22 protein-coding genes are annotated in these 24,915 nt (G+C 65.1%); 8 read left to right on the forward strand and 14 right to left on the reverse strand.

Translation table 11 applies throughout. The features are described from left to right. Positions 1-215 precede the first annotated feature (215 nt). Positions 216-2,045, reverse strand: coding sequence for a glutamine--fructose-6-phosphate transaminase (isomerizing) (glmS, locus tag ACCQ04_RS17355; protein WP_226427489.1), 1,830 nt, complete (start codon positions 2,043-2,045; stop codon positions 216-218). A gap of 204 nt (positions 2,046-2,249) precedes the next feature. Between glmS and ACCQ04_RS17360 the strand changes: the two genes are divergently transcribed. The 6 genes from ACCQ04_RS17360 to ACCQ04_RS17385 all read left to right on the forward strand — a co-directional run bounded on the left by ACCQ04_RS17360 (position 2,250) and on the right by ACCQ04_RS17385 (position 10,039). Then, the gene (locus ACCQ04_RS17360; RefSeq protein ID WP_039814569.1) at positions 2,250-3,521 is read left to right on the forward strand and encodes an efflux RND transporter periplasmic adaptor subunit; all 1,272 of its coding nucleotides are present in this window, start codon (positions 2,250-2,252) and stop codon (positions 3,519-3,521) included. A 101-nt stretch (positions 3,522-3,622) separates the two neighbouring features. Further along, the gene (locus ACCQ04_RS17365) at positions 3,623-4,342 is read left to right on the forward strand and encodes an ABC transporter ATP-binding protein (protein ID WP_047127363.1); all 720 of its coding nucleotides are present in this window, start codon (positions 3,623-3,625) and stop codon (positions 4,340-4,342) included. An 11-nt stretch (positions 4,343-4,353) separates the two neighbouring features. Further along, the gene (locus ACCQ04_RS17370; RefSeq protein ID WP_184379344.1) at positions 4,354-5,646 is read left to right on the forward strand and encodes an ABC transporter permease; all 1,293 of its coding nucleotides are present in this window, start codon (positions 4,354-4,356) and stop codon (positions 5,644-5,646) included. A 62-nt stretch (positions 5,647-5,708) separates the two neighbouring features. Then, positions 5,709-6,917: an ABC transporter permease gene (locus ACCQ04_RS17375; RefSeq protein WP_226427490.1), complete on the forward strand. Its 1,209-nt coding sequence runs from the start codon at positions 5,709-5,711 to the stop codon at positions 6,915-6,917. 417 nt (positions 6,918-7,334) lie between these two features. Then, entirely contained in the window at positions 7,335-8,678 is a 1,344-nt protein-coding gene (locus ACCQ04_RS17380; RefSeq protein WP_053045896.1) for a sigma-54-dependent transcriptional regulator, read from the forward strand. Between the two features lie 8 nt (positions 8,679-8,686). Continuing rightward, complete coding sequence (locus ACCQ04_RS17385) at positions 8,687-10,039, forward strand: sensor histidine kinase (protein ID WP_046344461.1); 1,353 nt, start codon at positions 8,687-8,689, stop codon at positions 10,037-10,039. Here ACCQ04_RS17385 and ACCQ04_RS17390 read toward each other — a convergent pair. Together ACCQ04_RS17390 and glmU are read right to left on the reverse strand one after the other, a co-directional pair. Continuing rightward, complete coding sequence (locus ACCQ04_RS17390; protein WP_226427491.1) at positions 10,036-11,007, reverse strand: NosD domain-containing protein; 972 nt, start codon at positions 11,005-11,007, stop codon at positions 10,036-10,038. The two genes, ACCQ04_RS17385 and ACCQ04_RS17390, sit on opposite strands and share 4 nt — an antisense overlap. A gap of 109 nt (positions 11,008-11,116) precedes the next feature. After that, positions 11,117-12,481: a bifunctional UDP-N-acetylglucosamine diphosphorylase/glucosamine-1-phosphate N-acetyltransferase GlmU gene (gene glmU / locus ACCQ04_RS17395; RefSeq protein WP_226427492.1), complete on the reverse strand. Its 1,365-nt coding sequence runs from the start codon at positions 12,479-12,481 to the stop codon at positions 11,117-11,119. 145 nt (positions 12,482-12,626) lie between these two features. Here glmU and ACCQ04_RS17400 point away from each other — a divergent pair, with 145 nt between their 5' ends. Further along, positions 12,627-13,010, forward strand: a complete 384-nt coding sequence (locus ACCQ04_RS17400) for a GtrA family protein (protein WP_016901007.1) — start codon at positions 12,627-12,629, stop codon at positions 13,008-13,010. A 42-nt stretch (positions 13,011-13,052) separates the two neighbouring features. Here ACCQ04_RS17400 and ACCQ04_RS17405 read toward each other — a convergent pair whose 3' ends face one another. The 10 genes from ACCQ04_RS17405 to ACCQ04_RS17450 all read right to left on the reverse strand — a co-directional run bounded on the left by ACCQ04_RS17405 (position 13,053) and on the right by ACCQ04_RS17450 (position 21,300). Further along, the gene (locus ACCQ04_RS17405; protein ID WP_154832679.1) at positions 13,053-13,622 is read right to left on the reverse strand and encodes a chorismate mutase; all 570 of its coding nucleotides are present in this window, start codon (positions 13,620-13,622) and stop codon (positions 13,053-13,055) included. Positions 13,623-13,856: 234 nt separating this feature from the next. Then, positions 13,857-14,279 (reverse strand): F0F1 ATP synthase subunit epsilon, encoded by a 423-nt coding sequence (locus ACCQ04_RS17410; protein ID WP_024938404.1) that lies wholly within the window; start codon positions 14,277-14,279, stop codon positions 13,857-13,859. A gap of 142 nt (positions 14,280-14,421) precedes the next feature. Continuing rightward, positions 14,422-15,828: a F0F1 ATP synthase subunit beta gene (atpD, locus tag ACCQ04_RS17415; RefSeq protein ID WP_016901010.1), complete on the reverse strand. Its 1,407-nt coding sequence runs from the start codon at positions 15,826-15,828 to the stop codon at positions 14,422-14,424. A gap of 144 nt (positions 15,829-15,972) precedes the next feature. Then, positions 15,973-16,836: a F0F1 ATP synthase subunit gamma gene (gene atpG, locus ACCQ04_RS17420; protein WP_047129381.1), complete on the reverse strand. Its 864-nt coding sequence runs from the start codon at positions 16,834-16,836 to the stop codon at positions 15,973-15,975. A gap of 186 nt (positions 16,837-17,022) precedes the next feature. After that, complete coding sequence (gene atpA / locus ACCQ04_RS17425; RefSeq protein ID WP_039525261.1) at positions 17,023-18,570, reverse strand: F0F1 ATP synthase subunit alpha; 1,548 nt, start codon at positions 18,568-18,570, stop codon at positions 17,023-17,025. Positions 18,571-18,617: 47 nt separating this feature from the next. Beyond that, positions 18,618-19,145, reverse strand: coding sequence for a F0F1 ATP synthase subunit delta (locus ACCQ04_RS17430; RefSeq protein WP_016901013.1), 528 nt, complete (start codon positions 19,143-19,145; stop codon positions 18,618-18,620). 3 nt (positions 19,146-19,148) lie between these two features. Continuing rightward, positions 19,149-19,619, reverse strand: coding sequence for a F0F1 ATP synthase subunit B (locus tag ACCQ04_RS17435; protein ID WP_016901014.1), 471 nt, complete (start codon positions 19,617-19,619; stop codon positions 19,149-19,151). Positions 19,620-19,732: 113 nt separating this feature from the next. Beyond that, complete coding sequence (gene atpE, locus ACCQ04_RS17440; protein ID WP_002814105.1) at positions 19,733-20,035, reverse strand: F0F1 ATP synthase subunit C; 303 nt, start codon at positions 20,033-20,035, stop codon at positions 19,733-19,735. 73 nt (positions 20,036-20,108) lie between these two features. Continuing rightward, positions 20,109-20,909 carry a F0F1 ATP synthase subunit A gene (gene atpB, locus ACCQ04_RS17445; protein WP_016901015.1) on the reverse strand — a complete coding sequence of 267 codons (801 nt, stop codon included), beginning with the start codon at positions 20,907-20,909 and terminating at the stop codon, positions 20,109-20,111. A gap of 25 nt (positions 20,910-20,934) precedes the next feature. Continuing rightward, a complete protein-coding gene (locus ACCQ04_RS17450) occupies positions 20,935-21,300 on the reverse strand; it encodes a hypothetical protein (RefSeq protein ID WP_016901016.1) in 366 nt (121 codons plus the stop codon). A gap of 528 nt (positions 21,301-21,828) precedes the next feature. On the opposite strand from ACCQ04_RS17450, the gene ACCQ04_RS17455 reads away from it, so the two are divergent. Beyond that, the gene (locus ACCQ04_RS17455) at positions 21,829-22,641 is read left to right on the forward strand and encodes a hypothetical protein (RefSeq protein ID WP_026064024.1); all 813 of its coding nucleotides are present in this window, start codon (positions 21,829-21,831) and stop codon (positions 22,639-22,641) included. A gap of 433 nt (positions 22,642-23,074) precedes the next feature. Here ACCQ04_RS17455 and lpdA read toward each other — a convergent pair whose 3' ends face one another. After that, positions 23,075-24,907: a dihydrolipoyl dehydrogenase gene (gene lpdA, locus ACCQ04_RS17460; protein WP_226427493.1), complete on the reverse strand. Its 1,833-nt coding sequence runs from the start codon at positions 24,905-24,907 to the stop codon at positions 23,075-23,077. Positions 24,908-24,915 lie beyond the last annotated feature (8 nt).

Raw genomic sequence — 24,915 nt, forward strand, 5'->3', positions numbered from 1 at the left:
GGCACGTTGCGAAACACGCCTCCACGCGGCCACTGTGCGATACCGACGCGGGGCCCCAGCAACGCCACCGATGTCCGCAGGCTGCAGGCAATCGCGACAAAGAAACAGGGCGGGCAGTCGTTGGGCATGCGCACCGAGCAGCGCATGCAGGGAGATGCCGCACCCGGCGGCGGCGGCGCTGATCGCGGCGAGCGCAGCCCCCTCGATCGGCCGCGCTACTCCACCGTCACCGACTTGGCCAGGTTACGCGGCTTGTCCACATCGGTGCCGCGCGCCAGTGCGGTGTGGTAGGCCAGCAACTGCACCGGGATGGTGTGGATCACCGGCGACAGCACGCCGGCGTGGCGCGGGGTGCGGATCACGTGCACGCCTTCGGACTCGCTGAAGTGGCTGTCCTGGTCGGCGAACACGAACAGCTCGCCGCCACGGGCGCGCACTTCCTGCATGTTGGATTTGACCTTTTCCAGCAGGCGATCGTTCGGCGCAATCACCACCACCGGCATCGCCGCGTCCACCAGGGCCAGCGGGCCGTGCTTCAACTCGCCGGCCGGATACGCCTCGGCGTGGATATAGGAGATTTCCTTGAGCTTGAGCGCGCCTTCCAGCGCAATCGGGTAATGCAGGCCGCGGCCGAGAAACAATGCGTTTTCCTTGGCCGAAAAACGCTCGGCCCAGGCCATGATCTGCGGCTCCAGATTCAGCGCGTGCTGCACGCTGCCCGGCAGGAAGCGCAGCTGCTCCAGATACTCCGCTTCCTCGGCCTCGCTGATGCGCCCCTGCAACTTGCCCAGCACCATGGTCAGCTGGAACAACACCGCCAGCTGGGTGGTGAACGCCTTGGTCGAGGCCACGCCGATCTCGGCGCCGGCACGCGTGTAGCAGACCAGTTCGCTGGCGCGCGGAATCGCGCTTTCGGGCACGTTGCAGATCGACAAGGTGTGCAGGTGCCCCAGCGATTTGGCGTATTTCAGCGCCTCCATCGTGTCCAGCGTTTCGCCGGACTGGGAGATGGTGACGATCAGGTGCCTGGGATTGGCATGGGCGGCGCGGTAGCGGTATTCGCTGGCGATCTCCACGCTGCACGGCAGCCCGGCGATGGCTTCGATCCAGTAGCGCGCAGTCATGCCGGCGTAGTAGCTGGTGCCGCAGGCCAGGATCTGCACGCCGTCGATGTCACGCAACACCGCTTCGGCATTGGCGCCGAACAATGACGCGGGGAAGCCCTTGGCATCGATCGCCGCCTCGATGGTGTCGGCCAACGCACGCGGCTGCTCGTGGATCTCCTTCTGCATGAAATGGCGGAACGGGCCCAGTTCCAGCGATGCCAGTGAGACGTCCGACAGGTGCAGCGGGCGCTCGACCGGCGCGTCGTCGCCATCGAAGATGCGCACGCCATCGCGGCGCAGGTCGGCGGTGTCGCCCTCTTCCAGGAAGATCACCTGGCGGGTGGCCTGCACGATGGCCGAGACATCGGAGGCGACGAAGTTCTCGCCCTCGCCCACGCCGATCAGCAGCGGGCAGCCCATGCGCGCGCAGACGAAGCGCTCCGGTTCGGCCTGGCTCATCACCGCCAGCGCGTAGGCACCGGTGAGCTCCTTGACGGTGCGCTGCAGCGCGGTCAACAGGTCGCCTGCGCTGCCCAGATGGTGATGGATCAGGTGCGCGATCACTTCGGTATCGGTCTGCGACTCGAAGGTGTAGCCCAGCGCGCGCAGCTTCTCCCGCTGCTGTTCGTGGTTTTCGATGATGCCGTTGTGCACCAGTGCCACGCCGTCACTGATGTGCGGGTGCGCATTGGCCTCGGTGACGCCGCCATGGGTGGCCCAGCGGGTGTGGCCGATGCCCAGCGTCGCGCCGAACCGCTCGGCCTGCGCCGCCTGCGCCATCTCCGCCACGCGCCCGGTGCGGCGCACGCGGCGTACCTGCGCGCCATCGAGCACGGCGATGCCGGAGGAATCGTAGCCGCGGTACTCAAGGCGCTTGAGTCCTTCGATCAGGACCGGGACCACATCGCGCCCGGCGATCGCTCCGACAATGCCGCACATAGGACAACCCTTGAGGACGAAGCCGGGCATTTTAGCGTGTCCGCTCTTGTCCGCTGCATGACCGTGCCCGGACAGCGTGTCCGCGCCGGTGTCCGCGGACACTGCGGACACTGGCCGCAAACATCTAAAAGCGAATGCATTCAATGACTTGGAGGTTGGCACACGTCCTGCTTTATCGCAGTGACGCCACCGAGCCAGCCGACCATGATTCGCGATACCTCCGCCCAGGACCAGGTTCTCCGTACACCCGCCCAGAGCGCGCCCTGGCGCCGCTGGCTATGGCCCGGCATCGCGGTGGTCGCGGTATTGGCCGGCATCGGCTGGGCGGTCACCGCGTGGAGCGCCGGCAGCCGCTCGTTCGATGCCAGCCGGGTGCGGATCGCCACGGTCAGCCAGGGCGACCTGGTGCGCGACATCGCCGCCGACGGCCGCGTCATTGCCGCCAACAGCCCCGTGCTGTACGCCATCTCGGCCGGCACGGTGACGCTGAGCGTGGTGGCCGGCGACGTGGTCAAGCAGGGCCAGGAGCTGGCCCGCATCGACAGCCCGGAGCTGCGCAGCAAGCTGGCGCAGGAGCAGGCCACCCTGGCCGGGCTGGAAGCCGAATCCAGCCGCGCCGCCCTGGACGCCACCCTGGCCCGCGCCACGGCCAGCAAGCTCACCGACCAGGCCAAGATCGACAAGCAGGCCGCCGCGCGCGACCTGGAGCGCTACCAGCGCGGCTACGATGGCGGCGCGGTGCCGCAGGTGGAGCTGGCCAAGGCGCAGGACACCTTGAAGAAGACCGACATCGACCTGCAGCACGCCCAGCGGGATGCGTCGCTGAAGAGCCAGGGCGCGGACCTGGATTCGCGCAACAAGCGCCTGCTCGCCGACCGCCAGCGCGCGGTGGTGGCCGAGGTGCAGCGCCAGGTCGATGCGCTCACACTGCTGTCGCCGTTCGATGGCCAGGTCGGCCAGGTGCAGGCGGTGCAGCACACCCAGGTCGCGGCGAACGCGCCGATCCTGGGTGTGGTGGACCTGTCCAAGTTCGAAGTGGAGATCAAGGTGCCGGAAAGTTTTGCGCGCGATCTGGCGATCGGCATGCCGGCGCAGCTCACCAGCGGCAGCGGCGAACCGTTCCCGGGCGCGATCTCGGCGGTGTCGCCGGAAGTGGTCAATGGCGAAGTCACCGCACGCATCCGCTTTGCCGACAAGCAGCCGCCGGGCCTGCGCCAGAGCCAGCGCATGAGCGCACGCGTGGTGATGGACACGCGCCGCAACGTGCTCAAGGTCGAGCGCGGCCCGTTCGTCGAACAATCCGGCGGCAGCTACGCCTATGTGATGGATGGCAACACCGCGGTGCGCCGTCCGGTGCGCATGGGTGTCAGCAGCCTGGGCGAGGTGCAGGTGCTGTCCGGGCTGCAGGTCGGCGACCGCGTGGTGGTCTCCGGTGCAGACAACTTCGGGGATGCACCGCGCGTCACCGTTCACTAAAGGCGGCCAGCACCTGCTGCGCAGCCGTCAGGCTGCTCGCCACGGTTTGTCAGCCACTCTCAATCTCTTTCGCACACACCTCATTCGTAAAGGAATCGGCAATGCTCAAGATGCAATCGGTCTCCAAGGTCTTCCGCACCGAACAGGTGGAAACGCACGCGCTGCGCTCGCTGGACCTGCATGTGCGCGAAGGCGAATTCGTTGCGGTCACCGGCCCCTCCGGCTCGGGCAAGACCACCTTCCTCAACCTGGCCGGGCTGCTGGAGACCTTCACCAGCGGGCAGTACCTGCTCGACGGCGAAGACGTCAGCCACCTGTCCGACGACGCGCGTTCGCGCTTGCGCAACCGCAAGATCGGTTTCATTTTCCAGGGCTTCAATCTGATTCCCGATCTCAACCTGTTCGACAACGTCGATGTGCCGCTGCGCTATCGCGGCATGGCCGCGGCCGAGCGCAAGCAGCGCATCGAAGAAGCCTTGACCAAGGTCGGCCTGGGCTCGCGCTTGAAGCACTACCCCACCGAGCTGTCCGGTGGCCAGCAGCAGCGTGCCGCCATCGCGCGTGCGCTGGCCGGCAGCCCGCGCCTGTTGCTGGCCGACGAACCCACCGGCAACCTGGACTCGCAGATGGCACGCGGGGTGATGGAACTGCTGGAAGAGATCAACAGCCAGGGCACCACCATCGTCATGGTCACCCACGACCCGGAACTGGCCGCACGCGCGCAGCGCAACGTGCATATCGTCGACGGCCAGGCCACCGACCTGGAACGCAACCCCGCCCTGATGCGCGCGCGCGACAGCGCCGCCACCCTGGCCGAGTAAGAGGCACGTCCATGTTCGGCTACTACTTCAATCTTGCCTTACGCAGCTTCCGCCGCAACAAGGTGCTCACCGCGCTGATGGTGCTGGCCATCGCGCTCGGCATCGGCGCCAGCATGACCACCCTGACGGTGTTCTACATCCTGTCTGGCGATCCGTTGCCGGGGAAAAGCGGCACGCTGTTTCATCCGCAGCTCGATGCGCGTTCGTTGGGCTACCAAGAAGACGATGCACTGGATCAGTTGACCCGCTTCGATGCCGAGGCGCTGCTACGGGAAAAGCGTGGAGACCGTCAGGTCATGATGACCGCAGGCACCGTTCCGCTGGAACCGGACAACACCACGTTGCGGCCAATGATGCTGGACGCGCGTTACACGTCCGTTGATTTCTTCCCCATGTTCAATGTGCCCTTCCTTTATGGCGGCCCTTGGACGGTGAATGATGATGGCAGCCGTGCACGGGTGGTGGTGATCTCCGAAGCACTGAACAAGAAGCTCTTCCATGGTGAGGACAGCGTCGGCCGCACGGTGAACGTCAATCGCAACATCATGCGGGTTGTGGGTGTTGTTCGCGAATGGCGGTTGACCCCAGCGTTCTACAATCTGGGTGGCCAGGCCTACGACAAGTCCGAGCAGGTCTTCCTGCCGTTCAGTACCGCAATGGAACTGAAACTCTCAAACAGTGGACAGCGTTCGTGCTGGGGCGAAAGCAGTTCGCCGGAAGATATCAACGCAGCCTGTTCCTGGGTCCAGTACTGGGTGCAACTGGATACTCCGCAGAAGGTCACTGCGTACCGTCAGTACCTGGAGAACTATTCGGATCAGCAGCGACGGGCCGGGCGCTTCGAGCAACCCACGAACGTCCAGCTGCGCAGCGTGATGGAGTGGCTGGACTTCAAGAAGGTCGTTCCCAGCGATGTGCGCCTGCAGACCTGGCTGGCGTTCGGGTTCCTGCTGGTGTGCCTGGTCAATACCGTCGGCCTGTTGCTGGCCAAGTTCATGCGCCGCAGTGGAGAGATCGGCGTGCGCCGGGCACTGGGCGCAACCAAGCGCAGCATCTTCGCGCAGTCCCTGGTCGAGGCAGGAACCATCGGTCTGGTCGGCGGCATCCTGGGGCTCGGTCTTGCCGCGTTGGGGCTGTGGGGGGTGCGTCAACAACCCGCTCAATATGCCGACCTGGCAAGGCTGGACCCGGCAATGTTGCTGGCCACGTTTGCCCTCGCGCTGGTGGCCAGCATCGTGGCCGGGCTGCTGCCCGCATGGCGCGCATGCACCGTGCCACCGGCCATCCAACTCAAAGCGCAGTGAGCTGACCTCCGAACCGCGCGCCCTCTCGCAGCGTTTCGCCAGCCCCTCTCAAGGAATTGCCCATGGAAATCCGTCCCATTCTGTCCACCCTGCGGCGCCACAAAACGGCGGCTGCCCTGATCGTGCTCGAGGTGGCACTCAGTTGCGCCATCATCTCCAATGCCTTGTTCCTGATCGGCGATCGCCTGGAGCGCACACAACGCCCCAGCGGTCTGGCAGAGAACGAACTGGTGACGCTCAGCATCAGCGGTATCGGGCGCGATGAAGACGCACGCGCACTCACTGAGACAGACCTGGCTGCACTGCGCAGCATTCCCGGCGTCAAATATGCCTCCAGCGTCAGCCAGATTCCTTATGGCGACAATATGTGGGTCAGCGGCCTGAAACTGACGGCTGACCAGAAGAACTCCACGATCAACGTCAACGACTACACCGGGGACAGTCAGACCCTGGATACGATGGGCCTGACGCTGGTACAGGGGCGCCGTTTCACGGAAGGCGAATTCACCTGGTCCGATGACAAGACGGCCAACGTCCCAAGTGCCATCCTGACCAGAAGTGCAGCCGACAAGCTGTTCCCCGGCCAGTCAGCCCTGGGGAAATCGATCTATCGCGGCGACACGCCCATGAAGATCGTCGGCATCGTGGAGCATCTGGCGCGCGTCAACGACTATGGCGGCGCAGCTGTTTACGACGATTCGATGCTGACCCCGATCAATATGACCTACAAGGACGGCGGCCGCTATCTGCTACGCACCGATCCGGCGCGTCGTGACGAGGTGCTGCGTCAGGCAGTGGCAGCGCTGGAAAAGAACAGCGCAAGCCGCATCATCGAAAAACCGAAGGTGTTCGAGCAGATGCGGCGCAATTTCTATCGACAGGATCGCTCCATGGCCTGGCTGCTGATCACCATGAGCATCGCGCTGCTGATCGTCACCGCGCTGGGCATCGTCGGCCTGGCCAGCTTCTGGGTGCAGCAGCGCACCAAGCAGATCGGCATCCGCCGTGCACTGGGTGCCACACGTGGCCAGATCCTGCGTTACTTCCAGATCGAGAATTTTCTGCTGGCCTCAGTCGGCATCGTGCTCGGCATGTTGCTGGCGTACTCGATCAATGTCTGGCTGATGGCCCGCTACGAATTGCCGCGCCTGCCGGTGCTGTATCTGCCCATCGGCGCACTATTGCTCTGGGCGCTGGGTCAGATCGCCGTGTACTGGCCCGCGCGGCGCGCCGCGATGGTGCCGCCGGCGGTGGCCACGCGTAGCGCGTGATGCGCACGCTGCGCGTTAGCGGTCGCTGTCGACCCGCTGACACGCGGCACACGGCACATAGCCATGTTGCGCAGATCCTGCGCGATGGCAGCATCGCTACAAGCGACTTTGCCGTCGGCCGCCTGGGCAATGCCGATTCCGTCACCACCGCCCTGTCTACCAAGGCGCCTGTGTCGCAGGCGCCTGCCCCGTGCTGATATCCAGCGTTGCGCCGGGACCTTCGCTTGAGCTCGGCATCGACGCACGCCCGCTGCCAGCCTCGTCGCACCGATCAGACCATCACTGCATTGCCGGAATCAGCTCCGTCTGGCAAAGGCCTGTCAGCCGCACGCCCTCCCTATTGCTCGCACAGTTCCGCCACGCGCCGAATCCTGTTCTGATAGCCCTTCCCTCCCGCGCCTTTCTCCGAGCACCGCGATGCCGCAGATCCTGATCATCGACGACAACACCGCTGTGGCCACCGCGCTGGAGGTGCTGTTCTCGCTGCACGATATCGAGGCACGGCATGCGCACTCGCCGCAGGCAGGGTTGGCGCTGCTGGACGAGCAGGGATTCGATCTGGTGATCCAGGACATGAACTTCACCGCCGACACCACCTCCGGCGAGGAAGGCGAAGCGCTGTTCACCCAGATCCGTCAGCGCCACCCGGACTTGCCGGTGATCCTGCTCACCGCCTGGACCCATCTGGGCAGCGCGGTGGGCCTGGTCAAGGCCGGTGCGGCCGACTACATCGCCAAGCCCTGGGACGACACCAAGCTGCTGACCACGGTCAACAACCTGCTGGAGCTGTCCGAAGCGCGCCGCGAGCTGGAACGTCGGCGCGAGCGCGAGCGGCGTGGTCGCGAGCAGCTGACCCAACGTTACGACCTGCGCGGCGCGGTGTTCGCCGACCCCGCCAGCGAACGCGCGATCGCGCTCGCCTGCCAGGTCGCACGCTCGGATCTGCCGGTGCTGATCACCGGCCCCAACGGCAGCGGCAAGGAGAAGATCGCCGAGATCATCCAGGCCAACTCGCCAGCCAAACACGGCCCCTTCATTGCGCTCAATTGCGGCGCATTGCCGGGCGAATTGATCGAAGCCGAGCTGTTCGGCGCCGAAGCCGGCGCGTATACCGGCGCCAACAAGGCGCGCGAAGGCAAGTTCGAAGCCGCCGATGGCGGCACGCTGTTTCTGGACGAAATCGGCAACCTGCCGCTGGCCGGGCAGATGAAGCTGCTGCGCGTGCTGGAAACCGGCCGCTACGAGCGCCTGGGCTCCAACCGTGAACGCCACGCCAAGGTGCGGGTGATCAGCGCCACCAATGCCGACCTGCAGGCCATGATCCGCGATGGCAGCTTCCGCGAAGACCTGTATTACCGCCTCAATACGGTGGAAATCGCGCTGCCCGCCCTGGCCGAACGCCCCGGCGATATCGGGCCGTTGGCCGAGCACTTCCTGGCTGGCGAAAAACCCTTGTCCACGCAGGCGCGTGATGCCTTGCAGCGGCACGCCTGGCCCGGCAACGTGCGCGAGCTGCGCAATGTGCTGCAACGCGCGTCGCTGCTTGCGCAAGGCGTGCGCATCGAAGCCGGCGATCTGAATCTGCCGCGCGCAGCCGTGTCGCGCCCGGCCGCGCCGGCAACCGGCGAGCCGGATCGCGCCCGTATCGAGCAGGCACTGGCGCGCGCGCAGGGCGTCATCGCCCAGGCCGCTGCCGAGCTGGGGCTGAGCCGGCAGGCGCTGTACCGGCGCATGGACCGCTACGGCATCACTTCGGAATGATTCCCGACATGTGGCAACGTTCCTTCACGTTCTCGCTGTTCCTGCGGCTGTTGCCGGTGCTGGCGCTGGCCGCCGCGCTGCCCTGGTTCATGGCGTACTGGATGGACCGTGGCTGGCAAGTGGCCGCGGTGTCGGTGGTCGTGCTGCTGTCGGCGATGTGGTTCAGCCTCAGCCGCGCCACTGCGCCAATGCGCTCGCTGTTCCGTGCCCTGGCCGGCACCACCAGCAGCTACCGCGATGGCGAATACAACTTCGGCGTGTACTGGCGCGGCAACGACGAGCTGGCGCAGCTGGTGCAGGCGCACGCGGAACTGGGCGAGGTGCTGCGCGCGCAACGGCGCAACCTGGTGCAGCGCGAACTGATGCTCGACACCATGCTGCAGAACACACCGGTGGCGATGCTGCTGGTGGTGGCCGGTGGCGATGGCGTGCGCCGCATCGGCTTTTCCAACAACGCCGCACGCAAGCTGCTGCACGATGGCCGCAAGCTCGAAGGCCAGCACCTGGACGACGTGCTGGCGCGCATGCCGGGCGAACTGCGCGATGCGCTGGCCCGCGGCGGCGATTGCCTGTTTGCGGTCCGCGAGGACGGCGATGACGAAGACGACGAGCAGATCTATCACCTGTCACGCCGCAGTTTCCATCTCAACGGACGCGGTCACGAGCTGCTGCTGATCCGCACCCTCACCACCGAACTGCGGCGCCAGGAAGTGCAGACCTGGAAGAAGGTCATCCGGGTGATCAGCCATGAATTGAACAACTCGCTCGCGCCGATCGCCTCGCTGGCGCATTCCGGTGCCGAGTTGCTGCGCCGCGAACGCACCGACCGGCTCGGCACGGTGTTCGAGACCATCGAAGAACGCGCACGTCATCTGGAAGGCTTCATCCGCGGCTACGCCCGCTTTGCCAAGTTGCCGCAGCCACAGTTGCAGACCATCGAATGGGCACCGTTCCTGGAGCGTTTGCGGCAGCAGATTCCGTTTCAGCTGCAGGGCGCACTGAACGATGTCTCCAGCCGCATCGATGCCGCGCAGATCGAGCAGGCGCTGCTCAACCTGCTCAAGAACGCGCACGAAGCCTGCAGCGAAGCACAGCCGCCCAACAGCGATGTCGCCGTGCGCGTCACGCGCGTGCCGCAATGGCTGCGGATCGAAGTGCTGGACCGCGGCAACGGCATGAACGAGGCCGTGCTGCATAACGCACTGATGCCGTTCTACTCGACCAAGCGCAATGGCACCGGGCTCGGGCTTGCGCTCACCCGCGAGATCGCCGAAGCGCACGGCGGGCGCATCTCGCTGCATAACCGCGAACACGGCGGGTTGTGCGTCACCTTGCTGCTGCCGGCCGCGGCAGCCGGCTAGTTGCCGCGCATCGTTCCGCGCTCTTGGATCCGCGGTTGTCTCAACGCACCGCAGGCATCGTCGGCACCGCTGGTGCGGGTGGCGGCGATGGCGCCGTAATAGCCGGCTCCCACGGTGTTGTCGACGAACTGCCCGCCTTGCGACGGACATTCGCCATCGGGCTTGATCCAGTCCGAGAACGCCGCGTACTTGCCGGCCCGGACGAAACGGTTGGCCGCCACGTAGGTGTTGTCGGAGGCATCGCGGGTACGCACGGCATCGCCGTTGACGTCGGTGAAGGTATTGCCTTCGATACGGTTGCCGGACGAGTGGCGCGCCAGGTAGATCGCGTGCACGAAACCCGAGGTCCGGGTGTCGTTTTCGATCGACACGAAGCGATTGCGTTCGATGCGGTTGTCGCGCGAGTTCTGCAGGCGGATCGCCGCGAACGAATAGGCGGCCTCACTGCTGCTGCCATGGACACCGCCGATCCGCTCGAAGGTCATGTTGCGGATGATGGTGCCGCTGTTGCCGTCCGCGCTGCGCTTGCTGCTGCCCAGGTCCATCGCCATCCAGTAATTGCTGACCTTCAACCCGGTGAAGGTCAGCCGGGTGGCTGCATCGCCGCCGCCCTTCAGCGTGAACCAGGTCGCGCCACCGCGCCCGTCGAACCACGGTGGCGTGGCAGCGTCGGGCGCGGCGATGAAGCGAATGGGCGCCCCGTTGGTGAACGTCCATTGCACCGACTGCCGCAGATACGTGCCTGCAGCGATCACCACGTCCACCGCACCGCTGGGCCGCTGCTCCAATAACCGCTGCTGGGCGGCCGCCAGACTCCGCAACGCGGTCGTTGCGCTGGTGCCTGCCGCCGCATCGTTGCCGTCCGGTGCCAGATACAGCCGGTAGGTCTGCGCATGGGCCGCAGCTGGCAGCACTGCCGCCAATAGCAGCAGCCATGTCACCAGCAACGCGCAACGTGGCGTTCGCATCGTCTATCTCCTGAGCCATCGTGACGGGCATAGCCTATGCATGGCATCGCTTTACAGCAGCTGTGTGCGCTGCAGCGACATGCAGCCAGACCGCAGGCCTGCAGGCAGGCTACTTCTTGGTCGGGCGTTGCCAGCCTTCGACCACGGTCTGACGCGCACGCGTGACGCTGAGCTGCCCGGCAGGCGCATCGCGGGTGATCACCGAGCCCGCGCCGATGGTGGCCATGGCGCCGATCTCGATCGGCGCCACCAGTGCGCTGTTGGAACCGACAAAGGCGCCATCGCCGATGCTGGTCTGCGACTTGTTCACCCCATCGTAGTTGCAGGTGATGGTGCCGGCGCCGATGTTGACCTTGCTGCCGATCACCGCATCGCCCAGGTAGGTCAGATGATTGGCCTTGCTGCCCACGCCCATCGTGACCTTCTTGGTCTCGACGAAGTTGCCGATATGCACGCCATCGGCCAGCACGGTGCCAGGACGCAGCCGCGCGAACGGACCGATCTGCACCGCCCCTTCCGTCACCACGCCTTCCAGATCGCAATGTGCGCGCACCTGCGTGCCGGCGCCGAGCGTCACATCGCGCAGGCGCACGAACGGACCGATCACCACGCCATCGCCCAGCGTCACATCGCCTTCCAGGATCACGTCGATATCCAGCTGCACGTCGCTGCCCACCGTCACCGTGCCGCGCTGCTCCACGCGCGCCGGGTCGGCCATGCGCACGCCCTGCAGGCAGAGCGCACGGGCGGCACGCAGCTGCCAGGCGCGTTCCAGCTGCGCCAGTTGCCAGGGGTCGTTGGCGCCTTCCACATCCTGCACGTCGGCCACATGCACCATGTCGGCCGGGGTGAAATCGGCGGCGGCGCTGGCAAACACGTCGGTGAGATAGAACTCGCCCTGCGCATTCTCGTTGGACAGGCCGGCCAGCCAGCGGCGCAGCGCCGTGGACTCGGCAGTGAGGATGCCGGTGTTGATGGTGCGGATGCGGCGCTGCTCGTCGTTGGCATCCTTCTGCTCGACGATCGCGGCGACCTTGCCCTCGGCATCGCGCAGGATGCGGCCGTAGCCGGTGGGATTGGGCACATCGGCCACCAGCACCGCCATGCGCCCGGGTGCGTGCAGCAGCTGCAGCAGGTCCTGGGACTGGATCAGCGGCACATCGCCGTACAGCACCAGCACCGTGGCCGCATCCGGAATCGCATCCATCGCCTGCTGCACTGCATGCCCGGTGCCCAGTTGCTGCCGTTGCTCGGCCCAGTGCAGATCGCTCTGCGCGGCAAACGCCGCCTGCACCTGCTCGCCGCCGTGCCCGTGCACCACATGGATCGCTGCCGGCTGCAGCTGCCGCGCCGTGGCGATCACATGTGCCAGCATCGGCTGGCCCGCCAGCGGCTGCAGCACCTTGGGCAGGGACGAGCGCATGCGCTTGCCCTCGCCCGCGGCCAGGATCACGACGTGCAGGGGCAGAGTCATCGAAGCGTTCCAGAACATGGGAGAGCCAAATTCTAGTCGCTGTCCAAGCAGTGCGTCGTGTCCTGCCTGCAGCATGCGCGACGATGACACTTTTCAAGCGCCGCTGCCGTTAGCATGAGCGCCCTTCCACGATGACACGGCCTGCATGAGTCTGTTCCGCCAAGGCAGCCAATTCATGATCATTGGCGCCCTGCAGCTGGCGGTGGACTGCGGCATCTTCATCGCCGCCACCGCGGCCGGCATGCCGGCCGTGCCTGCCAATCTGCTCGGGCGGATCAGCGGCGCGGTGCTGGGCTTCTGGCTCAACGGCCGCTACACCTTTGCCCAGGAAGGCGGCGCACGTCTGGGCTGGCCGCGTTTTCGCCGCTTTGCGCTGATGTGGCTGGCGCTGACACTCATCAGCACATGGCTGTTGTCGGCAACGGTGGATCTGGTTGGCCTGCGCCAGGCCTGGCTGGCCAAACCGCTGGTGGAAGGCGGCCTGGCGATCGTGTCGTTTTTCCTGGGCCGGCACGTGGTGTATCGCTGAGCGCGCGTCCCTGAGCCCGGGCAGTGTCGGACCCGGCGCGTATCAGTGGCAGAAATCGCCCAGGCTTCTCACCAGTGCCGCACGATGCAGCGCGTCCAGCTGCCATTGCGCGGCGTAATGGGCCGCCGCACGCGCGGTGCTGGTCGCGCATTGCGGCGCTGCACGTGCCGGCGCGACCTCGGCCAGTGCGTCGAGCAATTGACCTTGCAGTTGATCCAGACGCGTGCGCAGGATCGCCAGATCCGGACGCGCGGTGTCCGGCGCGCGTCCGCGTTCGCGCCAGTGGTGCAACAACGCGTATTGCACCGCCTTGTTGGCCTCGATCTGCGCAGCGAAGAAACGCGCCGCATCGTCGGCCTCCAGCCCATGCGCAGGCGCTTGCTCGCGTACGCTCTGCAACACCGCCGCCTCGCGGGTCTGGTCCAGCACCGGCTTGCCGCTGTCCCACTTGCTCAGCGCCACCGCATCGCCGATGGCATTGCGTTGCACGATGCGATCCAGCAGCGGATCCAGCGGCGGCTGGCTGCGGGCCGGCAGCGCGCACCCCAGCATCGCCACGGCCAGCAGGCCGCTCAGCGCATAATTACGAAAGCCATCGGTCGTGCGGGTCATCGGGTATTCCTCGACGTGCGTGAGTGAGAGGCCGCGCCGCCTGCAACCGGCGGCACGGCGCAAGGCAGGCAGTGTGCCTGCTGTGCCCAGGCACGGGGGCGGCGCCACGCACGCGCAGCTCCAGAAACGAAAACGCCGACCCTGGGGGTCGGCGTTTCCACTCCACACCTGCGTGCGGCGCTGCATCGGGTATCACGTTTGCGTGCGCTAGCAAATGCGCGCACGCCGGCGTGCTTAGTGCTTGAGATTGCGACGCAGGCGTTCCAGTGCCTGTAGCTGCACGGTCGCCTCGGCCAGCCGACGCTGCGCATCGGCCACATCCACCGTGTCGCCACGGTTGGCCAGCAGACGCTCGGCCTCTTCCTTGACCTTGCGCACGGCAGCTTCGTCGATGTCCTGCGCGCGCACCGCGGTATCGACCAGCACGGTCACCACCTGCGGCTGCACTTCCAAAATGCCACCGGAAATGGCGAAGTCCAGCTGTTCGCCGCTGGCGGTGGTGACCACCACCTTGCCCGGCTTCAGGCGCGTGATCAGCGGTGCGTGCTTGGGCGCGATGCCCAGCTCACCCAACTCGCCGGTGGCCACGACCAGCGTCGCCTCACCGTGGAAGATTTCCTTCTCGGCGCTGACGATGTCGCAACGGATAGTGCTCATGGTGCCTCGCGTTGTGAGGCGGGGATTGGGGATTGGGGATTGGAGATTGGCAACAGCGGCGTTCACCGTCGTTCCCATCCTCATCCACCGTCCCAATTACCGCCGTACCAAATCCCGAATCCCGAATGCCAAATCCCGGCTCTTACGCCTTGGCGCTCATCTTGTTGGCTTTCTCGACGGCTTCTTCGATGCTGCCGACCATGTAGAACGCCTGCTCCGGCAGGTGGTCGTACTCGCCGTCGCAGATCGCCTTGAAGCCGCGGATGGTGTCCTTCAGCGAGACGTACTTGCCCGGCGAGCCGGTGAACACTTCGGCCACGTGGAAGGGCTGGCTGAAGAAGCGCTCGATCTTGCGTGCGCGCGACACCGACTGCTTGTCTTCTTCGCTCAGCTCGTCCATACCCAGGATCGCGATGATGTCCTTCAGTTCCTTGTACTTCTGCAAGGTCTGCTGGACGCGCTGGGCGGTGTCGTAATGCTCGGTGCCGATCACCAGCGGGTCCATCTGGCGGCTGGTGGAATCCAGCGGATCCACCGCCGGGTAGATACCTAGCGAAGCGATGTTACGGCTCAGCGTGACGGTGGAGTCCAGGTGGGCGAAGGTGGTCGCCGGCGACGGGTCGGTCAGGTCGTCCGCAGGCACGTACACGGCCTGGATCGACGTGATCGAACCGCTCTTGGTCGAGGTGATGCGCTCCTGCAACACGCCCATTTCCTCGGCCAGGGTCGGCTGGTAGCCCACTGCCGACGGCATGCGGCCGAGCAGCGCGGACACTTCGGTACCAGCCAGCGTGTAGCGGTAGATGTTGTCCACGAACAGCAGCACGTCCTTGCCCTTGCCGTTCTCGTCCTTCTCGTCGCGGAAGTACTCGGCCATGGTCAGGCCGGTCAGCGCAACGCGCAGACGGTTGCCCGGCGGCTCGTTCATCTGGCCGTACACCATCGCGACCTTGTCCAGCACGTTGGAGTCTTTCATCTCGTGGTAGAAGTCGTTGCCCTCACGGGTACGCTCGCCCACGCCGGCAAACACGGACAGACCCGAGTGCGCCTTGGCGATGTTGTTGATCAGTTCCATCATGTTGACGGTCTTGCCGACGCCGGCGCCGCCGAACAGGCCGACCTTGCCGCCCTTGGCGAACGGGCACATCAGGTCGATGACCTTGATGCCGGTTTCCAGCAGCTCGGTGCTGGAGGACTGGTCTTCATACGACGGCGCAGCGCGATGGATTTCCCAATGGTCCGAAGCCTGCACGTCGCCGGCCTCGTCGATCGGACGACCCAGCACGTCCATGATGCGGCCCAGCGTCCCGGCACCGACCGGCACCGAAATCGCGCGCTCGGTGTTGGTGGCCAGCAGGTTGCGCTTCAGGCCGTCGGTGGAGCCGAGCGCAATCGTGCGCACCACGCCATCGCCGAGCTGCTGCTGCACTTCCAGGGTGATTTCGGTGCCTTCGACCTTCAACGCGTGATAGACCTTCGGCACTTCATTGCGCTGGAATTCGACGTCGACGACCGCGCCGATGATCTGAACGATCTTGCCCTGACTCATTTTGCTGCTCCGGTTAGCTTTGTTCTGTCCGAGTGGCAAATGCCATCTCGTGGAATTTTGTGATTTGGGATTCGTGATTGGGGATTCGCGAAGGCACAGTTCGCTGCGCTCCTACCAATCCCGAATCCCCAATCCCGGCCGTGCTTATACCGCGGCCGCGCCGCTGACGATTTCCGAAATTTCCTGGGTGATCGCCGCCTGACGCGCCTTGTTGTAGACCAGTTGCAAGGTGCCGATCATCTTGTTGGCGTTGTCGCTGGCGGCCTTCATCGCCACCATGCGCGCAGCATGTTCGGAGGCCACGTTTTCCAGCACGGCCTGGTACACCAGCGACTCGATGTAACGCGTCATCACGTGCTCCAGCACGGTCGCGGCATCGGGTTCGTACAGGTAATCCCAATCGTGGTGCGCCACCTTGTGCTCGGCGGCCGGCAGCGGCAGCAGCTGATCGAAGCTGGCCTTCTGCGTCATCGTGTTCACGAAGCGGTTGTAGACCAGATACACGCGGTCCACCCTGCCCTCGACGAAGGCATCCAGCATCACCTTGATCACACCGATCAACTGCTCGATCTGCGGACTGTCGCCCAGATGGGTGACGCTGCCGACCATGTTGACCTTGATACGACGGAAGAACGCCGAAGCCTTCTGGCCGATGGTCACCACGTCGATCTCGGCACCCTTGTCCTGCCACGGGCGCACTTCGCCCAGCATCCTGCGGAACAGGTTGTTGTTCAGGCCGCCGGCCAGACCGCGGTCGGAAGAGATCACGATGTAACCCACCCGCTTGACCTGCTCGCGCTCGACCAGGAACGGATGCTGGTAATCGGTGCTGGCCTGCGCCAGATGCCCGATCACCTGCTTCATCGCCTGCGCGTACGGACGCGAGGTCTTCATACGGTCCTGCGCCTTGCGGATCTTGGAGGCCGAGACCATTTCGAGCGCGCGCGTCACCTTGCGGGTGTTCTGCACGCTCTTGATCTTGGTTTTGATTTCGCGTCCGCCTGCCATACTCGCTCGCTTCGATGGTGGGATTCGAGATGGGTGATTCGGGATTGGCCAAAGCCGCCGACGTCACCTCACCCACAAACCCCGAGTACCTGAATCTGGAGATCCGAACTGGTGATCCTGGGCGTTCAAGCCCTCAGATCACCGCTCCTACGAATCCCGAATGCCCAATCCCGACTCCCGGCGCTGTTACCAGCTGCCCGTGGTCTTGAACTCTTCGATGCCCTTCTTGAAGGCAGCTTCGATGTCGTTGTCCCAGCCGCCGGTGCTGTTGATCTTGGAGACCAGCTCACCCTGGGTGTTGGCGAAGTGCGCGTGCAGGCCTTCTTCGAACGCCAGCAGCTTGTTGACCGGCACTTCGTCGAGGTAGCCCTCGTTGACGGCATAGATCGACAGCGCCTGGTTGGCGATGGACATCGGCGCGTACTGCTTCTGCTTCATCAGCTCGGTGACGCGCTGACCGCGCTCGAGCTGCTTGCGGGTGGCTTCGTCCAGGTCCGAGGCGAACTGCGCGAACGCGGCCAGCTCACGGTACTGCGCCAGCGAGATACGGATGCCGCCGGACAGCTTCTTGATGATCTTGGTCTGGGCCGCACCACCGACGCGCGACACCGAGATACCGGCGTTCACGGCCGGGCGGATGCCGGCGTTGAACAGGTCGGTTTCCAGGAAGATCTGGCCGTCGGTGATCGAGATCACGTTGGTCGGCACGAACGCGGACACGTCGCCGGCCTGCGTTTCGATGATCGGCAGCGCGGTCAGCGAACCGGTCTTGCCGGTCACCGCACCGTTGGTGAACTTCTCCACGTATTCCTCGGACACGCGCGCAGCGCGCTCGAGCAGGCGGGAGTGCAGATAGAACACGTCGCCCGGATAGGCTTCGCGGCCCGGCGGGCGCTTGAGCAGCAGCGAGATCTGGCGGTAGGCCACGGCCTGCTTGGACAGATCGTCGTACACGATCAGCGCGTCTTCGCCGCGGTCCATGAAGTACTCGCCCATGGTGCAGCCGGCATACGGGCTGATGTACTGCATCGCGGCCGATTCGGACGCGGTCGCAGCCACCACCACGGTGTGCGCCAGTGCGCCGTTCTCTTCGAGCTTGCGCACGATGTTGGCAACGGTCGAGGCCTTCTGGCCGATCGCAACGTACACGCACTTGATGCCGGTGCCCTTCTGGTTGATCACCGCATCGATCGCCAGCGCGGTCTTGCCGGTCTGGCGGTCACCGATGACCAGCTCGCGCTGGCCGCGGCCGATCGGGATCATCGCATCGACCGACTTGTAGCCGGTCTGCACCGGCTGGTCGACCGACTTGCGCCAGATCACGCCGGGCGCAACGCGCTCCACCGGTGCGGTCTGGGTGGCGCCCAGCGGGCCCTTGCCGTCGATCGGCTCGCCCAGCGCGTTGACCACGCGACCGAGCAGTTCCGGACCGACCGGCACTTCCAGGATGCGGCCGGTGGTCTTGGCCACGTCGCCTTCGCGCAGGTTCTCGTAATCGCCCAGCACCACGGCGCCGACCGAATCGCGCTCCAGGTTCAGTGCGAGCGCGAAGGTGTTGTTCGGCAGTTCGATCATTTCGCCCTGCATCACGTCGGCCAGGCCGAAGATGCGCACGATGCCGTCGGACACGCTGGTCACGGAGCCTTCGTTGCGCGACTCTGCGGACAGCTTGACCGCCTCGATGCGGGTCTTGATCAGGTCGCTGATTTCGGAGGGGTTGAGCGTGGTTGCCATCGTTCAGTCCTAGGTGCCGGCCGCGAGGGCCATGCGTTTATGTGAATTCAGTGGGCGAGCGAGCTTTGCAGACGCGCAAGCTTGCCCTTCAGCGAGCCGTCGATGACCACGTCGCCGGTGTCGATCACCGCGCCGCCGATCAACGAAGCATCCACCGCGGTGGTGATGTCCACCTCGCGGCCGAAACGCTTCTTCAGCGCAGCAGCGATCGTGTCCAGTTCCGCCTGGCTCATTGCAGCCGCCGAGGTCACCGTCGCCTTGACGACGTGTTCGGCTTCGGCCCGCAGTTGTTCGTACAGTCCTGCCACTTCCGGCAGCAGCGACAGCCGCTGCGCGTCGGCCAGCAGGCCGAGGAAACGCAGATAGTCTTCGCTCGCCTGCGGCGGCGCCAACAACGTCACTGCCTGATCCTGGCCCAGGGCCGGGTTGAGCAGCAGCGCGGCCACGCGCGGGTCGCCGGCCACCTGCGCCGAAAACGCCAGCGCATCGGACCAGGGCGCGAAGTTGCCGCCCTCACGCGCGATCGCAAACGCGGCGCGGCCGTACGGACGGGCAAGTGTGAGGGCCTGACTCATCGATTAAATCTCCGCCGCCAGCTCGTCGAGCAGCGCCTTGTGGGCGTTGGCATCGATTTCGCGCTTGAGCAGCTTCTCGGCACCGCTGACGGCCAGCACGGACACCTGCTTGCGCAGTTCCTCGCGGGCACGCGTGGCGGACGCGTCGATCTCGGTCTGCGCCAGATCCTTCTGACGGTTGGCTTCGGCAATTGCCTCGTGCTTGGCCGCTTCGATGATCTGGTTGGCGCGCGCATGGGCCTGATCGATGATCTCGTTGGCCTTGGTGCGTGCGTCCTTCAGTGCTTCGTTGACCTTTTCCTGCGCCTGCGCCAGATCCTTCTGACTGCGATCGGCCGCAGCCAGACCTTCAGCGATCTTTTGCTGACGCTCTTCGATCGCCTGCAGCAGCGGCGGCCAGATCTTGGTCGCGACGATCCAGATCAGACCGGCGAAGGCCAGCGCCTGGGCAAAGATGGTAAGGGTGATATCCATGGGTCGCTCAATCGCTGTTTAGGGGTGAAAGCGCCACCGCATGGCGACGCTTTCCGACCTTCATCCGCGGACGCAACCGCACGCGGTTGCCTCCACATCCTGCTACCGCTGGATCAGCCGGCAGCCTGCGACAGACGCTCGATGAACACCTGGGCCAGCGGGTTGGCGAAGGCGAACAGCAGGCCGACGGCGACGCTGATGATGAACGCGGCGTCGATCAGGCCGGCGGTGATGAACATGCGGACCTGCAGCACCGGGATCAGCTCCGGCTGGCGCGCAGCCGATTCCAGGAACTTGCCAGCCATGATGGCCAGACCGAGGCCGGCACCCAGCGCGGCCAGGCCGATCATGATGCCGACGGCGAGGACGGTGGAGCTCTGGACTTGAGCGAGGTTGGTCAGGACGGCGAGGTACATGGTGATCTCCGAACGAAAGTTTCTAAGGGTGATGGATGAATCGGGATGAAGCGTATGAAGGGTGCAGCGAAACTCAGTGACTGTCTTCGGCAAGGCTCAGATACACGATCGACAGCATCATGAAAATGAAGGCCTGCAGCGGAATCACCAACAGGTGGAACAGCATCCAGCCGAGGCCGAATACGCCGCCAGCGACCATGCCGGCGATGCCCGCACCGCCCAGCACCCAGATCAGCAGGAAGACGATCTCGCCGCCGAACATGTTGCCGAACAGTCGCATCGCCAGCGAAATCGGCTTGCTCAGCCACTCGACGATGTTCAAAAGCAGGTTGAACGGCATCATCCACTTGCCGAACGGCGCCGTCAGGAATTCCTTGGTCATGCCGCCCACGCCCTTGGAGCGCAGCGAGAAGACGATCATCAGGAAGAACACGCTGATCGACATGCCCAGGGTGGCATTGACGTCGGCGGTGGGCACCGGCTTCCAGGCGTGGATACCGGCCCAGCCCAGCGGGATGGCGATGAAATCGGCCGGGATCATCTTGATGAGGTTCATCAACAGGATCCAGAAGAAGATGGTGATCGCGATCGGCGTCACCAGCTTGCTGCTGCCGTGATAGGTGTCCTTGGCCTGGCGGTCGACAAACTCGAGGCAGATTTCGACAAACGCCTGCCACTTGCCCGGCACGCCGGCGGTGGCATTGCGGGTCGCCGTCCAGAACGCGAAGACCATCACCAGGCCCATCAGCACCGCCATGACCAGGGTGTCGACGTGGATGGTCCAAAACGTGCCGCCACCCTCGCGAACCGGATAGATCAGGTTCTGCAAGTGATGCTGGATATAGGAGGTAGGTGTTGCTGCCTCGCCCGCCATGTGTCCGGAGCCCTTTAAGTTCGAATCAACGCCTGGCCAGAGCCAGAACCTGAAAAATCAGCCCGATGGCGATACCCGCCAGCAAGGCCAGAGGAGGCAGCCGCCACAGGCCGAAGCCAAGCGCCAGCGCCACGAAAACCAACACCCACTTCAACACCATCGCCAGGATCAGCCGGACCATGGCAATGCCGGCTGCCTGGATACCGCCACCTAGCGCGGTACGTGCTGCCACCCAACCGCCCAGCACCGTCGCAAACCCGGTCAATGCCAGACCGGCAGAGTAACGGGGACCGACCAACAGCAACCCCAGACTGGTTATAGCTACAGCGGCAAGCGGATATACCGCAGCGCGCAGCATCAACCGCCGACCCGCGTCAACGGAGTTCAGCACTACGGTTACCTTACGTGTGAATGAGTGGGAAGCGCAGATGCGCCTCGTCGAGCCGCGAAAGTATAGCAATGGGACAAATTGCGAGACAACCGGCAGAGGTCATCCGTTGCTGCGTCGCACCATACAGGGTTGCCGCGGCGGGTGGGAACTTTGCCACAAACCAGCGGTCATAACCCGCGAGGCCTGCACATCCTCGTCGAAAGGTCCCGCCGCAGGTCGCGTATGGGAGCCCCGGAGCATCGGGGCTCCTACTTTTTACGCATTTTGTCGCACCCTGCGACCTTCCCGTTGGCGGTCCAATCGGTGCCATGGCGGCTTGACCCATGCCGTGGCGCTTCGCGCCTGGCGCCCGGATTGCGCAACGTACGACTAAAGTCTGACCCCTGCAGCAGCGGACCGTTTTGTCCGATTGCTATCTCGGCCTTCACGGCAATGCGACAGCTCCTTCACTTATGAAAGACGCCGTCTTATCGAAGATGCGCCGCACAGGCCGAAACGCCTGACCATTCCAAGAATTCGGAGCTCCCCATGAAACACCTTCTCGCACTGGCCATCCCGTGCGTATTGGCTGCCGCCTACGCCGCGCCGGCGCACGCCGAAGATACCGATGACCGCTTCCAGCTCCGTCTGGGTGCGATGAACGTCGACAACGACAACACCATCCGTGGCAACACGCTGGTGGCAGGCAACAACGTGTCGGTCAACGAAGACTTCAAGCTCGGCGGCAAGGAATGGGAGCCGCGCGTCGACGGCGTGTTCCGCATCAGCACCCGCCAGCGCCTGATCTTCGATTACTTCAAGTACGACAAGGATCGCCGCGAGACCCTGACCCAGGACATCAGCGGCGGTGGCGTCACCGTGCCGACCGGCAGCTTCATCAAGGGCGAGCTGAAGTATCAGGTTGCCACCCTGGTGTATGACTACTCGGTGATCGACTCGCCGGAATTCAGCCTGGGCCTGCAGATCGGCGCCGAATACGCTAAGGTCGAAGCCAACGCGTACGCCGACCTGGGCAGCGTCTTCAGCGGTGATGTGCTGGACGAGAGCGAAGACGGCGTTGCGCCGGTGGTCGGCATCCGCTTCACCGCGCGCCCGAGCGAGCATTGGCTGTTCAACGTGCAGGGCCAGTACCTCAACACCAGCTGGGGCGACTTTGGCGATTACGACGGCGACCTGAGCCGCGCCAACGCGATTGCCGAATACCGCTTCACCAAGAACTTCGGCATCTTCGCCGGCTATGACTGGTTCAAGCTCGACGTCGACCAGCGCGGCAGCGATGGCCTGATCGGTCTGAAGCAGGAGTTCAAGGGCCCGGTTGCGGGCGTGACGTTCGCGTTCTGATCGACGCGCAGCGTTGCACCAAAAGGCCCGCGTTTTGCGGGCCTTTTGTTTTCTTGTGCGGTGCCGACAGCACCAGCGAGTGCGCCGATATCGCCATGCGCGACCTGTTGCGTCAGCGCACCCGGCATCTGCGCCTTGAAGACCGGATCGGCATGGCAATGCCGCACCAGCATCCACACCGTCACGCCCGCCTGCGCCGCACGGCAGGTCATTGTGCCCGGCGACGATGCGCCGGACCCTCGTCCCGCTGCGCAGCTGCAACGCGCCATGGGACCACAGCGCAGAGCATCAGCACTGCGAGCACTGCATTCCGTGGCGCATGCAGCGCCCCGGTGGGAACGGCCGCACCCTGCAACCCCTCCCGGCAGCACACCAAAACGACAACGCCCCGCGCAAGGCGGGGCGTCGCTGGCCGTGCCGCAAGTGGCGGCGCTTACTTCTTCTTGGGGATGTACAGGTCGGTGATGGTGCCGTCGTAGACCTCTGCGGCCATGCCGACCGATTCGCTCAGGGTCGGATGCGCGTGGATGGTGTGGCCGATGTCTTCGGCCTCGGCGCCCATCTCGATTGCCAGGCCGATCTCAGCAAGCAGATCACCGGCATGCACGCCGACGATGGCGCCACCGATCACGCGGTGGGTTTCTTCGTCGAAGATCAGCTTGGTGAAGCCTTCGGTGCGGCCGATGCCGATCGCGCGGCCACTGGCGGCCCACGGGAACTTGGCCACGCCGACCTTCAGGCCCTTGGCCTTGGCCTCGGTCTCGGTCACGCCGACCCAGGCGATTTCCGGGTTGGTGTAGGCGACCGACGGAATCACCCGCGCCACCCATTCCTTCTTCTCGCCGGCAGCCACTTCGGCGGCCAGCTTGCCCTCGTGGGTGGCCTTGTGCGCCAGCATCGGGTTACCGACGATGTCGCCGATGGCGAAGATGTGCGGCACGTTGGTGCGCATCTGCCGATCGACCGGAATGAAGCCGCGCTCGGTGATGGTCACGCCGGCCTTGTCGGCACCGATCTTCTTGCCGTTGGGCGTGCGGCCAACCGCCACCAGCACGCGGTCGTAGGCGGTGGCCTGCAGACCCGGCTTCTCGCCCTCGGTGGCCGCTTCGAACGACACCGTGATGCCGCTGGCGTCGGCCTTGACGTCGGTGGCCTTGGTCTTGAGATGGACCTCCACGCCCTGCTTCTTCAGGCGATCGGCCAGCGGCTTGACCAGGTCCTTGTCGGCGCCCGGCATCAGCTGGTCCATGAACTCGACCACGGTGACCTTGCTGCCGAGCGCGCTGTACACCGTGGCCATTTCCAGGCCGATGATGCCGCCGCCAACCACCAGCAGGGTCTTGGGAATGTCGTGCAGTTCCAGCGCGTCGGTGGAGTCCATCACGCGCTTGTCGTCCCACGGGAAGTTCGGCAGCTTCACCGCCTGCGAACCGGCGGCGATGATGCAGTGCTCGAAGCGCAGCAGCTGGGTCTTGCCGTCGTCGCCGACGATCTCCAGCTCGTTGGGCGACACGAACGATGCCACGCCGGTGACGGTGCGCACCTTGCGCTGCTTGGCCATGCTGGCCAGGCCGCCGGTGAGCTTGCCGACCACCTTTTCCTTGTACTCGCGCAGCTTGTCCAGGGTGATCCTGGGCTGGCCGAAGTCCACGCCGAAATCGCCGGCGTGCGCCACTTCGTCGATCACCGCGGCGGCATGCAGCAGCGCCTTGGACGGTATGCAGCCGACATTGAGGCAGACCCCGCCCAGGCTGGCGTAGCGCTCGATCAGCACCGTGTCCAGGCCCAGGTCGGCGGCACGGAACGCGGCGGTGTAGCCGCCAGGGCCGGCGCCGAGCACCACCATCTTGCATTCGATATCGGCCGGCTTGCCGCTGGCCAGCGCCGGCTTGGACGGCGCCGGTTCGGCCGGCGCGCGATGCGACGGCGTTACCGGCGGCTTGCTGCCGGGCGCGGCGGCAGGCGCCGCAGCCGCCGGTGCGGGCTTGCTGTCAGCCTTGGCGGGCGCAGCCGGTGCGACGGCCTCGCCTTCGGCTTCCAGCAGCAGCACCAGCGCACCTTCGGACAGGCTGTCACCCACCTTGACCTTGAGCTCTTTGACCACGCCGGCGGCCGAGGACGGCACTTCCAGCGTGGCCTTGTCCGACTCCAGCGTTACCAGGCCCTGATCCTTGACCACGCTGTCGCCGACGGCGACCAGCACTTCGATGACGGGGACATCGCTGTAATCGCCGATGTCGGGAACCTTGATTTCAATGACCGCCATTTGCTTCT

It is taken from the genome of Xanthomonas sp. NCPPB 2866, assembly GCF_041475745.2.
Lineage (GTDB): Bacteria > Pseudomonadota > Gammaproteobacteria > Xanthomonadales > Xanthomonadaceae > Xanthomonas > Xanthomonas arboricola.

Bases quoted from the DNA above. Each gene is read 5' to 3' on its own strand.
- glmS (WP_226427489.1), bottom strand. From the start codon at position 2,045: ATGTGCGGCATTGTCGGAGCGATCGCCGGGCGCGATGTGGTCCCGGTC.
- ACCQ04_RS17360 (WP_039814569.1), top strand. From the start codon at position 2,250: ATGATTCGCGATACCTCCGCCCAGGACCAGGTTCTCCGTACACCCGCC.
- ACCQ04_RS17365 (WP_047127363.1), top strand. From the start codon at position 3,623: ATGCTCAAGATGCAATCGGTCTCCAAGGTCTTCCGCACCGAACAGGTG.
- ACCQ04_RS17370 (WP_184379344.1), top strand. From the start codon at position 4,354: ATGTTCGGCTACTACTTCAATCTTGCCTTACGCAGCTTCCGCCGCAAC.
- ACCQ04_RS17375 (WP_226427490.1), top strand. From the start codon at position 5,709: ATGGAAATCCGTCCCATTCTGTCCACCCTGCGGCGCCACAAAACGGCG.
- ACCQ04_RS17380 (WP_053045896.1), top strand. From the start codon at position 7,335: ATGCCGCAGATCCTGATCATCGACGACAACACCGCTGTGGCCACCGCG.
- ACCQ04_RS17385 (WP_046344461.1), top strand. From the start codon at position 8,687: ATGTGGCAACGTTCCTTCACGTTCTCGCTGTTCCTGCGGCTGTTGCCG.
- ACCQ04_RS17390 (WP_226427491.1), bottom strand. From the start codon at position 11,007: ATGCGAACGCCACGTTGCGCGTTGCTGGTGACATGGCTGCTGCTATTG.
- glmU (WP_226427492.1), bottom strand. From the start codon at position 12,481: ATGACTCTGCCCCTGCACGTCGTGATCCTGGCCGCGGGCGAGGGCAAG.
- ACCQ04_RS17400 (WP_016901007.1), top strand. From the start codon at position 12,627: ATGAGTCTGTTCCGCCAAGGCAGCCAATTCATGATCATTGGCGCCCTG.
- ACCQ04_RS17405 (WP_154832679.1), bottom strand. From the start codon at position 13,622: ATGACCCGCACGACCGATGGCTTTCGTAATTATGCGCTGAGCGGCCTG.
- ACCQ04_RS17410 (WP_024938404.1), bottom strand. From the start codon at position 14,279: ATGAGCACTATCCGTTGCGACATCGTCAGCGCCGAGAAGGAAATCTTC.
- atpD (WP_016901010.1), bottom strand. From the start codon at position 15,828: ATGAGTCAGGGCAAGATCGTTCAGATCATCGGCGCGGTCGTCGACGTC.
- atpG (WP_047129381.1), bottom strand. From the start codon at position 16,836: ATGGCAGGCGGACGCGAAATCAAAACCAAGATCAAGAGCGTGCAGAAC.
- atpA (WP_039525261.1), bottom strand. From the start codon at position 18,570: ATGGCAACCACGCTCAACCCCTCCGAAATCAGCGACCTGATCAAGACC.
- ACCQ04_RS17430 (WP_016901013.1), bottom strand. From the start codon at position 19,145: ATGAGTCAGGCCCTCACACTTGCCCGTCCGTACGGCCGCGCCGCGTTT.
- ACCQ04_RS17435 (WP_016901014.1), bottom strand. From the start codon at position 19,619: ATGGATATCACCCTTACCATCTTTGCCCAGGCGCTGGCCTTCGCCGGT.
- atpE (WP_002814105.1), bottom strand. From the start codon at position 20,035: ATGTACCTCGCCGTCCTGACCAACCTCGCTCAAGTCCAGAGCTCCACC.
- atpB (WP_016901015.1), bottom strand. From the start codon at position 20,909: ATGGCGGGCGAGGCAGCAACACCTACCTCCTATATCCAGCATCACTTG.
- ACCQ04_RS17455 (WP_026064024.1), top strand. From the start codon at position 21,829: ATGAAACACCTTCTCGCACTGGCCATCCCGTGCGTATTGGCTGCCGCC.
- lpdA (WP_226427493.1), bottom strand. From the start codon at position 24,907: ATGGCGGTCATTGAAATCAAGGTTCCCGACATCGGCGATTACAGCGAT.